The organism is Bradyrhizobium sp. cir1 (assembly GCF_014198245.1).
GTDB lineage: Bacteria > Pseudomonadota > Alphaproteobacteria > Rhizobiales > Xanthobacteraceae > Bradyrhizobium.
The window spans coordinates 263631-276177 of the sequence record NZ_JACIHE010000002.1 but is presented as its reverse complement, the minus strand read 5'-3'; the positions used below and the strand labels follow the sequence as shown (position 1 = coordinate 276177).

General features: G+C 64.0%; 12 protein-coding genes. 3 read left to right on the top strand and 9 right to left on the bottom strand.

The window, feature by feature from the left end; translation table 11 throughout:
• Positions 1–1836, bottom strand: a 1836-nt coding sequence (locus GGD63_RS05770) for a M10 family metallopeptidase C-terminal domain-containing protein (RefSeq protein WP_183239932.1), incomplete at its 3' end; no start/stop codon positions are given.
• A gap of 121 nt (positions 1837–1957) precedes the next feature.
• On the opposite strand from GGD63_RS05770, the gene GGD63_RS05765 reads away from it, so the two are divergent.
• A complete protein-coding gene (locus GGD63_RS05765) occupies positions 1958–2353 on the top strand; it encodes a hypothetical protein (RefSeq protein ID WP_409334043.1) in 396 nt (131 codons plus the stop codon).
• Between the two features lie 143 nt (positions 2354–2496).
• Positions 2497–3690 (top strand): CaiB/BaiF CoA-transferase family protein, encoded by a 1194-nt coding sequence (locus GGD63_RS05760; protein WP_183239931.1) that lies wholly within the window; start codon positions 2497–2499, stop codon positions 3688–3690.
• A gap of 84 nt (positions 3691–3774) precedes the next feature.
• Here the strand turns inward: GGD63_RS05760 and GGD63_RS05755 are convergent, their stop codons facing one another.
• From GGD63_RS05755 to GGD63_RS05735, 5 genes are all read right to left on the bottom strand, one after another.
• On the bottom strand, positions 3775–4596 hold the full coding sequence (locus tag GGD63_RS05755) for an outer membrane protein (protein WP_183239930.1): 822 nt from the start codon (positions 4594–4596) through the stop codon (positions 3775–3777).
• A 175-nt stretch (positions 4597–4771) separates the two neighbouring features.
• On the bottom strand, positions 4772–6289 hold the full coding sequence (locus tag GGD63_RS05750) for a tripartite tricarboxylate transporter permease (protein WP_183239929.1): 1518 nt from the start codon (positions 6287–6289) through the stop codon (positions 4772–4774).
• Between the two features lie 12 nt (positions 6290–6301).
• Positions 6302–6844: a tripartite tricarboxylate transporter TctB family protein gene (locus tag GGD63_RS05745; RefSeq protein WP_183239928.1), complete on the bottom strand. Its 543-nt coding sequence runs from the start codon at positions 6842–6844 to the stop codon at positions 6302–6304.
• Between the two features lie 180 nt (positions 6845–7024).
• On the bottom strand, positions 7025–7999 hold the full coding sequence (locus tag GGD63_RS05740) for a tripartite tricarboxylate transporter substrate binding protein (protein WP_183239927.1): 975 nt from the start codon (positions 7997–7999) through the stop codon (positions 7025–7027).
• 397 nt (positions 8000–8396) lie between these two features.
• Positions 8397–8654 carry a LexA family transcriptional regulator gene (locus GGD63_RS05735; protein WP_183239926.1) on the bottom strand — a complete coding sequence of 86 codons (258 nt, stop codon included), beginning with the start codon at positions 8652–8654 and terminating at the stop codon, positions 8397–8399.
• A 43-nt stretch (positions 8655–8697) separates the two neighbouring features.
• Between GGD63_RS05735 and GGD63_RS05730 the strand changes: the two genes are divergently transcribed.
• Positions 8698–9819, top strand: coding sequence for an IS630 family transposase (locus GGD63_RS05730; protein WP_183240743.1), 1122 nt, complete (start codon positions 8698–8700; stop codon positions 9817–9819).
• Positions 9820–10002: 183 nt separating this feature from the next.
• Here GGD63_RS05730 and GGD63_RS05725 read toward each other — a convergent pair whose 3' ends face one another.
• From GGD63_RS05725 to GGD63_RS05715, 3 genes are all read right to left on the bottom strand, one after another.
• A complete protein-coding gene (locus GGD63_RS05725; RefSeq protein ID WP_246785400.1) occupies positions 10003–10596 on the bottom strand; it encodes a hypothetical protein in 594 nt (197 codons plus the stop codon).
• Between the two features lie 302 nt (positions 10597–10898).
• Positions 10899–11513 carry a type II secretion system protein GspM gene (gene gspM / locus GGD63_RS05720; protein ID WP_246785368.1) on the bottom strand — a complete coding sequence of 205 codons (615 nt, stop codon included), beginning with the start codon at positions 11511–11513 and terminating at the stop codon, positions 10899–10901.
• Positions 11510–12547: a PilN domain-containing protein gene (locus GGD63_RS05715; protein ID WP_183239924.1), complete on the bottom strand. Its 1038-nt coding sequence runs from the start codon at positions 12545–12547 to the stop codon at positions 11510–11512. The genes gspM and GGD63_RS05715 overlap by 4 nt, the downstream gene beginning before the upstream one ends.

The following is a 12547-nucleotide window of genomic DNA, read 5'->3' as shown; positions in this document are numbered from 1 at the left end:
GTACTGGCCCGTACTCGCATTCTTCCAAGCCACTTCGTAGCCGTTGCCGGTCTGCTCCGCCCCGATCGGCGACCAGTCCATCCACATGCCGACCGTGACCGGTGCACTCGAAAACATAAGCTCAGGCCCTGTTCCGCCTGCCGCAGGATTGAGGAAATAGTTGTTCCCAACTTGGACCAAGCTCGTCGTGCCAGAGGACTCGATCGCGACCGTTGGTGCACCAATTACACCGTCGCCATTGAGATCCTGATGGAATGTGGTCTCATACGATTGCAGCGCCGTGCTCGTCCCGGAAACGAAACTGAGCAGGTTCGCGCCGTAATTGCCGTTCGAGTCGGTGCTCCAGACATTGTACTGGCCCGTACTCGCATTCTTCCAAGCCACTTCGTAGCCGTTGCCGGTCTGCTCCGCCCCGATCGGCGACCAGTCCATCCACATGCCGACCGTGACCGGCGCTCCCAAAAAGATAAGCTCAGGCCCTGTTCCGCCCGCCGCAGGATTGAGGAAATAGTTATTCCCAACTTGGACCAAGCTCGTCGTGCCAGAGGACTCGATCGCGATAGGCGAGGCGAACGAGAAACTCGCGACCGGACCGTCCGCAAATTGGAAATATTCCGTTCCTGAAACGGTATCGGTACCGTCCGGCGAACCCGAGCGGAGATCCTTGATGGTGAAAATCTGCGTGTTGGGATTGAATGAGATGGAATAGTTAGCCTCGTTACCCGAATACACGGCCGTATCGGTGCCGGCGCCGCCGACGATGGTGTCGTTGCCGGCGCCGCCGGTGATCGTGTCGTTGCCGATGCTGCCGTTCAGCGTGTTGGCGGTGGCGTTGCCGACGATGGTGTCGTTGCCGGACCCGCCGATGGCGTTATCGATGTAGGAGCGCGCGTCGTTGTTGTAGAGGTAGGCGTTGTAGACGTTGCCCGAGGCGTAATGGCCGTTGCCGAGATTGGCCAGTTGCGTCGCAGAGAACAGCGATGAGGCGCCGGGATTGAGGTTGATGCTCAGGTTCGTCGTGTAGTTCGACAGGTCGTAGGTATCGACGCCGCCGCCATCCCACACCGTCTCGTAGATGCGATTGGCCGAGCCGCCAGCGCCGCCGCCCGGCGCGAGTTGCCCGACGCCGTTGATGAACTCCTGGCCCGTCGTCGGATTCCAGGTGTAGACCGTGCTGCCGCTCTGGGTCGTGTAGTCCGCGCCGTACATCGTCTGAAGCGCGAGGATATCGTTGGCCATGTAGGTCTGCGGATATCCGTAGGCCTCATTGGTGTAACCGCTGGTCGTCGACGCACCGACATAGCTGCGATAGCTCATGACGGTGTATTCGCTATCGTCATGCGCGGTCGGCACCGCGACGTTGGCCGGGCCGCCGGCCTCCTGGCTGTGCTTGAGGCCGAAGGCGTGGCCGAGCTCGTGCAGCGCCGTCGTGAAATAGTAGTTGCCGAGCTTGGCCAGCGAGTAGTTGTACTGGGTGCCGAACCATATATCGCCCCCCGCTGAATAATTGCCGGGGTAGTAGGCGTAGGAGGTCGGATTGGCGGACGGCGACTGCGCGATCATGATATCGCCGCTGCCGGTCCCGTTGTACTGGATCGTGGCGTTGGTGTAGCCGATGATCAGCCCGATCGCGTAGTTGATCGCCGCCTGCATCTGGCTCGGCGCCGAGGCGAAACCCGACGACGTCGGTTCGCTGCTGCCGCCGGTGTAAGGATTGGCGTAGTCGTTGGGCGAGTCGGGAAAGCTGTAGCTGATCGTGCCGGCCCATTTGTAGCCCGACAGCAGGCCGTCGATCTCGGCGTTGTTGGTGGCACTGACGTAAACAGAGGTAGCCAATGAACTCTCCGGAACGAACGATGCATCGCGCGCGATTCGCGGCGCAGGGGCATGATTCTAGCTAGAGAGTTATACGTTTGGTTTAATTGGGGCATCGGGCCGTCAGCCGGGCAGTAACGCCGTGTTAGCCATCAAATCCCGTAGTGATACGGATCAGCGGCGGCACTCAGTTCCGTGCCTCGCCTGTTCCGAAAAGGAAACCATGAAACTTGGCCCACTTTCGGCCGGTCTGATCGGAGCCCTGGCGATGCTCGCCTGGCCGGACCGTCTGCCCATCGGAGAACAGCCTGTCATGGCCTCGAAAGCCAATGCGGACGAAAGCAGCAAGGGGAATACCAAGGCGGGACGCGCCCCCTCGATGCCAATGGCCCGCGATCCTTCCGCCGCGGTGGCGGAGGAATTCGAAGCCGCCCGTCGGACGGGGACGCAGGAGGCGTTCGAGCTCTTCATAGCGCGCCACGGCGATGACCCGCTGGCCGAGCAGGCGCGCGCCGAGCTGAAGCGCCTGTCGCGCTGATCGCTTGCGCGGAGCGGCACGCTGCGTCAGGCCAGCCCCGGTCAGACCTGCATTTCGACAGGCGGCATCCGCGTCGAGGCAGACTTGCCGCCCGACGTTTCGGCACTATGGTGGCTCCGCAATCTGTCCCGGAGCCTTTCAAGATGCCCTTTCCGCATGCCTCGGAAGCCCTGTCGCGCTTCACCGTGCTTGATCTGACGCGCGTCCGGTCCGGGCCCACCTGCGTGCGTCAGCTCGCTGACTGGGGCGCCAACGTCATCAAGATCGACGCACTGACCGAGGATGCCGGCGGCGAGCAGCCGGGCGGGCCGCGCAGGGGTTCCGACTTCCAGAATTTGCATCGCAACAAGCGGGCGATGACGCTGAACCTGAAGGACGAGCGCGGGCTTGCCGTGTTCAAGCGCCTCGCGGCCAAGGCCGACGTCGTGGTCGAGAATTTTCGTCCCGACGTGAAGAAGAAGCTCGGCATCGACTATGAGAGCCTCGCCGCAATCAATCCGCGCATCGTCTATGGCAGCATCTCCGGCTTCGGCCAGGACGGCCCCTATCACAAGCGGCCGGGCTTCGATCAGATCGCGCAAGGCATGGGCGGGCTGATGTCGATCACCGGCGCGCCGGGCGAAGGACCGATGCGGGTCGGCATTCCCGTCGCCGACCTCACCGCGGGCCTGTTCTGCGCCATGGGCATCCTCACCGCGCTGCTCGAGCGCGAGGTCTCGGGCAAGGGACAGTGGGTGCAGACCTCGCTGCTGCAGGCCCAGATCTTCATGCTCGACTTCCAGGCCGCACGCTGGCTGATGGAGAAGGAAGTGGCAAAACAGGCCGGCAACAATCATCCGACCAGCATCCCGACCGGCGTGTTCAAGACCTCGGACGGGTACATCAACATCGCCACGACCGGCGGGCGGATCTGGGAGCGCTGTGCGCAGGCGATCGGCGCGCCGGAGCTCTACAGTCATCCCGACTATGCGACGGCCCCCGCCCGCTCTAGGAATCGCGACGCGCTCAACGCCGAGATCGAGAAGCGCACCGTGACGAAGTCGACCGAGACCTGGGTCCGCGAGCTCAACGAGGCCGGCGTTCCCTGCGGACCGATCTATGCCATTGACCAGATGTTCGAGGACGCGCAGGTCAAGCATCTCGGCATCGCGCAGGACGTGCCGAACGACGAGGGCCGCCATATCCGCCTGGTCGGCCAGCCCGTGACGCTGTCGCGCACGCCGAGCAGGATGGTGGCGCGACCGCCGGAATTCGGCGAGCAGACCGACGATGTGCTGAAGGAATTCGGCCTCAGTGCGGACGAGATCAGCAAGCTGAGGGACGCCAAGGTAGTGTGAGCGAAAGCTGGCCCGCACAGGCGCTCAACCATGAGAAAAGCCCCGGAAAACCGGAGCTTTTCCAATCCGAAAACTGCCTGCCGATCAGTACTTGGCGACGACCGGGCCCGCCGTGAACTGGTAGTTGAACCCAGCCCGCAGGATGTGGTCGCGGAAGCGGACGTCGATGTCGTTCCCTGTTCCACTGAAGTAGGTCTTGGTGCCGAGATCGACATAGAGATATTCGAGCTTCGCTGACCAGTTGGGAGCGAACTTCTTCTCTAGGCCCGCGCCGAGCGTCCAGCCAACCCGGGTGTTGCTTTCCGACACCGTCGGGCCAGTGGCCGATATCGGTGCACCAATCGGCGTGTTGCCATCGAAGGCCTGGAGCGTAAGAGTCGGCGTGTTGGAGAACTTGACCTCGCCGACTGCCAGACCGCCTGTCGCATAGAGCAGCAAGCTCGGGTCGACAAGGAAGCCGCCGCGTGCCCGCAAGGTTGCGAACCAAGGGAAATCGGTGCTGGTGGCCGTGGACGCCGTGAGACCGAACCTGCCGATTCGGACGGTCCCAAGCACGTCGTTCGACCGGCCGCGTTCGCCCGTGCCTTGAATGTCGGCCTCGACGCCGACAACCCATTTCCGGTCCACCTGCCAGTTGTAACCGACCTGGCCACCACCGAGGCCGCCATCCACGTTCTGCTTGACCGAGCCTATGGATCCCGCGGGAAAGGGCGCACCGATCAAAGCGGTGGCGGTCGTTCTGCCCCAGCTATAGCCGCCGTTTAACCCCGCGTAGAATCCCGTCCAATTGTATCCGGGATCGACGATCGCGGGCGCCTTCACATATGGCTTCGCCGCCAGATCGGCCGCCATCGCGTTCGTCCCAAGCAGCGAGACCACCGCCAATCCCATCACAATCCGCTTCATACTCGCCCCCTGCGATTAAAATAAAATCCGCAATCTGGATGGGACCATACGCGTTCCGCGCGGGCACGGCTGTCGCGCGGCGGCAACATTTGGAAATAATCGGACGGCGCCGGGACTTGGACCAGGACGTCAACGACAGGACAAACTATTGATATTATTCGAATTAACCCGGAATTCACCCTGCCGCAGTCTTCGCCCGCCCCCTCCGTCCGAAGTGACTGAACAGACCGTCGATGACGGGCCAAAACAACAGAACGATCGCCAGCGTCGTAATCGACCCGACCAGCCCGTTCGACCAGAACACCTTCAGCGTCCCCCCGGAGCCGATCATCGACAGGCGGAAGGCGTCTTCGGCGCGGTTGCCGAGCACGAGGGCCAGCGTGAACGGCGCCAGCGGAATGCCGATCTTCTTGAAGACGTAACCGACGATGCCGAAGCCCAGCATCAGCCAGATGTCGAACATCGCGTTCTGGATCGCATAGGCGCCGATCGCGCAGGACACCACGATCATCGGCGCTACCGCTGCGAACGGCACGCGCAGGATCGAGGCGAAGACCGGCACCGTCGTCAGCACCAGCACGAGCCCGACGACATTGCCAAGATACATCGAGGCGATCAGGCCCCAGACGAAGTCCTTGTGCTCGACGAACAGCAGCGGACCTGGATTGAGGCCCCACACCATCAGGCCGCCGAGCAGGATCGCGGCGGTGCCGGAGCCGGGAATGCCGAGCGCCAGCATCGGCAGCAGTGCCGAGGTGCCGGAGGCATGCGCCGCCGTCTCCGGCGCGAACACGCCCTCGATGCGCCCCTTGCCGAAACTCTCGGAGTCCTTGGCGAAGCGCTTGGCGAGGTTGTAGCCCATGAAGGACGCCGCGATCGCGCCGCCCGGCGTGATGCCGAGCCAGCAGCCGATGAAGGAGGAGCGCAGCAGCGTCACCCAGTATTTCGGCAGGTCCTTCCAGACCCCGAGCACGACGCGCAGCGAGATGCTGGCCGCATGTCCGCGCAACGCGAGGCGCTCCTCCATCGTCAGCAGGATCTCGCTGATGCCGAACAAGCCAATGACGGCGACCAGGAAGTTGATGCCGCGAAGCAGGTCGGCCGAACCGAAGGTCATGCGCAGATTGCCCGACACCGTGTCCATGCCGACGCCGGCGAGCAGCAACCCCAGCGACATCGAGATCACTGTCTTGTGCTTGGCTTCGCGCCCTAGGCCGACGAATGAGCAGAAGGTCAGGAGATAGACCGCGAAGAACTCGGGTGGGCCGAATTTCAACGCAAAGGAGGAGATCATCGGCGCGAGGAAGGTGATCAGGAGCACCGCGACCAGCGAGCCGACGAAGGAGGACGTGAACGCCGCCGTCAGCGCCTCCGCCGCCCTGCCCTGCTGGGCCATCGGATAGCCGTCGAAGGTGGTTGCAACCGACCAGGCTTCGCCCGGGATGTTGAACAGGATCGAGGTGATGGCGCCGCCGAACAATGCGCCCCAATAGATGCAGGACAGCATCACGATCGCCGAGGTCGGGTCCATCGTGAAGGTGAGTGGCAGCAGGATGGCGACGCCGTTGGGGCCCCCGAGACCCGGCAGCACGCCGACGAAGATGCCGAGCACCAGCCCGACCATCATCAGGACGAGCGTCTTCCAGGTGAGCAGGACGGCGAAGCCGTGAAGCAGGAGACCGAGAGCTTCCATCGTTCGCCCGCTCTAATGGCCGAAGGCCGCTTCGAGCGGCCCTTTCGGCATGATGACGTCGAAGGCGATATCGAAGGTGACGAACATGATCGCCGTGAACACGAAAGCTGTGAGCAGCGACTTCCACAGCGCGATTTTGCCGACGAGGCGCATGAAGCCCGCGATCAGGAGGAAGCTCGCGACATAGAGACCGAGGAATTGGGTGACGAGGCAGAACAGCAGCGTCGGCACGAACACCGCCATCACACGGCGGGCCTGGGCGCGCGTGACGAAGGTCCCGGCTGCCGTGCGCCGCACCAGCAGCGCCGCAATCAGCCCGTAGAGGCTGGCGCCACCGAGAATGACGGACAGATAGAACGGGAAATAGCCGGGCTCGGGTCCGGTCGCATCCCAGGACGCACCGGTGCGCCAATTGTCGTAACCGAGCGTGACGGCGAGCGCGAGCAGAAGGAGACAGACGATGATCTCGATCCTGCTGGAGGAGACGACGGAGGGCGAGTCGTCTTCGGGGGCGGTCGGATCGTCGACGACGATTTCGATATCGGTTTGAGACATGAGCGAACAACAAACGCTGTGGTCAATCCCCTCTCCCGCTTGCGGGGAGAGGGTCAGGGTGAGTGGGAGTCTCCACGGGGACGAGAAAGCCGGACTAGCGGAGAGTCCCCCCCTTCGCCCGCATCGCATCTGACGATGCAATGCGACCTCTCCCCGCAAGAGGGGCGAGGTGAAGACTGGCTACTTCGCGACGAATCCGGCTTCCGTCATCAGCGCCTTGTTGATGGCATCGTCCTCCTCGAGGAATTGCACCATGTCCTTGCCGGTGAGGAAAATCGGCTTCAGCGCCTGCTTTTCCATGTAGTCCTTGTACTCGGCGGTCTGCGTCACCTTGTGGAACAGATCGACGTAGAACGCCTGCTGCTCCGGCGTGACCTTGCCGGGCAGGAACATCGCGCGCAGCATCAGATACTGGACGTCGACGCCCTGCTCCTTGCAGGTCGGGATGTCGGCCCAGGACTGGGTGTCCGTCACCTTGCTGGTGTAGGAGATGCGCTCCTTGTCGAACACGCAGAGCGGACGCACCTGGCCGGCGCGCCAGACCTCGAGATTTTCACTGGGATTGTTGACGTTGGCTTCGGTGTGGTTGCCGACGAGCTGGGTCGCGGCCTCGCCGCCGGACTTGTAGGGCAGATAGGAGAACTTCGCGCCGGTCTCCTGCTCCAGGAACACGGTGAGCACGTGATCCTCGCGCTTGGAGCCGGTGCCGCCCATCTTGAACGGCGAGTTCGCCGCCTTCGCGGCCTCGATGAATTCCTTCACCGTCTTGGGGCCGGCGCTGTTGTCCCACAGCACGAACTGGTCGAGCGCGATCACCGAGACCGGGGTCAGTTCGCGCCAGTTGAACGGGATCTTCGCCGAGAGCGGCAGCATGTAGATCAGCGAATAGGCGATCAGCACCTTGTTCGGGTCGCCCTCGCTGGACTTCATGTACATCAGCGCTTCCGCACCGGAGGCGCCGCCCTTGAGCGAGACCACCATGGGCTGCTTCATCAGGTTGTTCTTCTGGATCGCGGCCTGCATCATCCGCGCCATCTGATCGGAGGCACCGCCCGCACCCGCCGCCACCACGATCTCGACGGGTTTGGTCGGCTCCCAGCCGGCAAGAGCGGGCGTGCCGCAGAGCGCGGCCGCCAGCACGATTGCCGCCTTCATTCCATGTCCCACGTGCGTCTTCCCTATGTTCTTGTTCGGATTAGTAATTTACGAAGAACTCAAAGCTATTGTGGAGGTGAACACGGCCAAGTTCAAGCGACCCGGCAACCCGACACGCACAACTTTGGAATAAGATTCGAGCCCGCTCCGAGTTACAATTTGAACCACCAAGCTAGTGGTGGTGTTGGCTATGCTAGAGACCAGTGAATAGGAGGAGGTGGTCGTAGGGAGCACCGCATTTAGCGACGAAGCAGCGTGTTAGATGATGACATGGTTCACGCTTCGCTGAGACATGCAGGCAGGCCAAAATTTGCAGAAGCTGCTGCGTCAGCCCTACGGGACCAGGTTAGCCGACTAGTAGCTCTGCACAGTGGTTTTGACGGGTTGGATCCGGAGCTTAGATTAGCTCCGGGAGATGTTTTGGATCAATGAGGACCTCGATACTGCGAGGGGTCCTCGGCTGCCTCGTGATGAGGCCTGCCCGCTCCAGCGTCAGCACCATCTGGTGAACGGAAGGCGGGCTGACGCGGAAATATTGCTGCATGTCGGTTTCGGCCGGGGGTCTGCGGTGCAGCCGGGTGTAGAGATGGATGAAGGCCAGATACTGCCCTTGCTTGGGCGTGAAGGTTTTTGCGGAAGGACTCACGCCGGCCATCCGATTCAGTTGTTGGTGCGTGCCTCGAACATGGAGGCACGCCATGAATGTACGCTATCGGGTCGACCTCAGCCAAATCGAGCGCACGGAACTCAGGGCGCTGCTCAGCGGCGGCAAACATGCGTCCCGTAAGCTCAAGCGCGCGCAGATTTTGCTGGCTGCCGACGCCGGGGGCAGCGACGAGGAGATCGCGCGGAGCGTCGGCGTGGGCGGCTCGACCGTGTACCGGACCAAGCGCCGCTTCGTGGAAGGCAATCTGGAGCGGGCGCTGAGCGAGGAGCCGCGGCCCGGGGCGGAGCGCAAACTCACGGGCAAGGAAGAAGCCTTGCTGGTGGCGACGGCCTGCTCCAGTCCGCCAAAGGGCCGCGCCCGCTGGACGCTCGAACTGCTGGCAGGTGCGATGGTCGAACTCACCGAACACAAGAGCCTGTCGCACGAGACGGTTCGGCGGCGGTTAGCCGAAAATAGCCTCAAGCCCTGGCGCAAGGACATGTGGTGCATTCCGCAGGTCGACGGCGAATACGTCGCCCGCATGGAGGACGTGCTCGATCTCTACACCGATGCGCCCGACCCCAAGCGGCCGGTGGTGTGCTTCGACGAAAGCCCGGTGCAACTCATCGGCGAGGCGCGCCAGCCGATTCCGGCCGCGCCCGGCCGGCTCGAACGTTACGATTACGAGTATCGTCGCAACGGCACGGTCAATCTCTTCGTTCTCCTCGACGTGCATCGTCCCTGGCGCAAGGTCAAGGTTACCGAGCGGCGGGCGGCAGAAGACTACGCCCACTGCATGCGCGACATCGTCGATGTCCATTATCCAGATGCCGAGATCATCCGGGTCGTGCAGGACAATCTATCAATCCACTCCGCCGGCGCTCTCTATCAGACCTTCCCGCCCGCCGAAGCCAGGCGGCTCTTGCGACGGCTCCAGTTCCACTACACCCCCAAGCACGCAAGTTGGCTCAACATGGTTGAGATCGAGATTGGCGTCCTGCGGGGCCAGTGCCTCGATCGCAGGATCGACGACCCCAAGCGATTGCGCCGCGAAATCGCCGCCTGGGAACGCAAGCGAAATGCCGCCCGCTCACGCACCAAATGGATGTTCACAACAGACAAGGTCCGCGCCAAGATGGGGCGCGCCTATCCCGTCACTTCCAAAGAGTCATAATCACTGTGCAGAGCCACTAGCAGTGAAAGGCCAACGTCGAAAGGCTTCCTTCGCATCGTCAGCCTTGCATTTGCGTGTCGATCAAGCCGCGTCTTTCCCGGCAAGCGATCCACCTAGGTCACCAGTCTTCAGAGCCCATCCGGCTCGCCGTTCTTCAATGTCGAACGGGGCCTAAAGCGGAAGCTACGGGTCGGCCAGAGCAGGAATGGTCAACGCATCTGTGAGCGGAGTCGTAGGGACGATCGTCTCGCGTCGCTGGAGCGCCAGGACCTCGCTGCGATCGCCCTGCCTGAACGTCACCTCGCGCGGCTGAACCTCCGTCAGCGACCAGCCGCCGAGCGATTCGCCCTGCCGCAGGCGCACGACCTTCTGGTCGATGCGATTGACCAGGATAGCGATGGCGTCGCCCTCGCCTACCACAGCCCCCACCAGCAGCAGCGGCGGCGGCGCCTCGATCGGCTTGGGCGGCGGGGCTGCTTGCACCTCTTCGACCGGAGACCCCGCGACCGCGCGCGGCGGTGGCCGGCGCGAGGCCGAGAAGATCGGGCGCTCCAGGGTTGCCGTCAGCGCCGAGAGCGGCACCGACCATAGTGGATTGCCGCGGGGGACCGGTTTGCTCACAGCCTGCGCCGGACGCGCAATCGGTCTCACCGCCCCGACATCGACGCTTTCGGCAGGACCGCCCGCGGCATCGTCGGGCAGGATGTCCATGCGCGAGGAGGTGGCAGCCCAGGTCGCGGCACTGCCCAGCACCGTCCACAGCGCAGCCACTCCCATCGCTCGAAGCCACCCCGACATCGAATTTCCCTGCAAGGTCCCTTGCGGCCGAAGGCGGCGCCGGCGCGCGGCCAGTCCTTTTGGAGCAAACTAGGCCCGATGGCCCCGACCATCAACCCGCCTCGTATCGGTTCGATTCCGACGGAAAGGCCGCATCTCGCCCCGCAGATGTAGGACGCGTGAAAATGCTGCCCAACAGCCACGACTGCGGAAATTGCACGCAGAACAGCCTGGAACCCCGCGCAATCCAGCTATGCCGGCAAGGCGTGTTCAGATACAGCTGGTGAGCTGACGAGACCGCCCTACTTCCCCGCCTGCCACTGGCCGGAGACGCCCAGGATCACCCTGACACGGCCGGTGGGCGCATCGCCGAGCGCGGTGGTCTGCGGCACCTGGACGTCGAGCTGGTCGACGAACAGGAACGGCATGCCCGCCTCGAGATCGTAGAGCAGCTTCTGCAGCGCGGGCTGCTCCAGCTCGCAGCTCACCACGAGACCGACGAAGCCGTCCTTCACCTGCGCGCCTGTTACGTCGACCTGCGAGGACTGCACCGAGCCGCCGACATTGCCGACGGCCGCTGCAACCCGCTGCAACAGATTGGCGCCCGCGACCGTCACGGTCGGCCCTTCCAGGAACGGCGTGCCGGGATGCTTGGCCGGCGACGTCGCGGCGTTCTTGGCGCCGCCCTTGCGGCCGCGCAGCTGATCGAGCAGGTCGGAGCTCTCTGCCAGCGCCTGGCGGTGAGCGATGACGTCGGCGATCGAGAGGCCGGCCATCAGCAACAGCCCGCCGGCGATGGCGATGTACAGCGAGACCGCAACCAGCGGCGAGCCCGTAAGCGCCCGCGCCACGGCGTTTCCGCTCGCAACCTTGCTGCTCATGACACTGTTCTTGGCACTGTTCTTGGCGCTGCTCATGGCGCGTTCCTCGGCTCGATCTGCGCCTCGATGTGGAAGCGCTCGCCGGGATCGGAGGGGCTGCGCGTCGTCGGGGCGTAGAAGGTCGCGCGGGTGAAATGCTGGGACTGCTCGATCAGCGGGATCAGCGAGGGCGCATCGCGGGTAATGCCGCCGATCTGAATCTTGTTGCCGGCAACATGCAGCTCGGTGACATAGGTGTGATCGGGCAGCAGCCGGCTCAGCGCCTCCAGCACGATCACGCTCGCCGGTGTCTCGTATTTGCGCCGCTCGAGCAGCGCGAGCGGCGAGCGCTCGCCGCCGCCATCGCCGCGCAGCGCGGCGCGGCGCTGGGTGATCTGCCGTTCGAGCTCGCTCTGCTGCGTGCTGAGGCTGTCGGCCAGATAGCTGGCCGCGACCGAGCCGGTCACCGCGGCGACCGCGGCAAGCGCAAGAACGGCTTGCAGCGTGCGGCTCAGCCGCACCGGGTCGACGGCGCCGCGCGATTTCTGCTCGAACACCTTGATGCGCGGGCCATCCGCCCCCTCGGTCACGATCGCGATCGCCGAGGGATGGAAGCCCGACAGCGCCTCGACATAGCCCATCGCCAGCCGGCGCGGCGCTGCGGCGATCTCGGTGGTGATGCTCTCGCTGCCGTGCGCCGCCGGCGGACTGCACCCGAACACTGCCTCGGTGGCACTCCATGGCGTCAGCCGGTCGATCTGGGCCCGCACGATGCCATCGAGGAAATCGGCCGCACGGGCCGGCAGCTCCAGCGGGCGAAACAGGAAACGCGTCGGCTGCAGCACGATCTCGACGCGGCTGCCGCGGACGATCTGGGCGAGATTAGCGCCCGCGAACTTGCCGTCCTCGAAGGTGAGCTCCTTCGGCGCGTTCTCCGACTTCGAGGCCTCCAGCGCGAATGTGCCGGTCCCGGTCTCGACCAGCCGCACCAGGCGCGGCGCCACCACGCGCTCCAGGGCGGCGACCATCGTGCCGGCCACGGTGCCGGTCCAGGCGTCGAGAATGCCGCGAAGGGAATTGAGCGAGCTCAT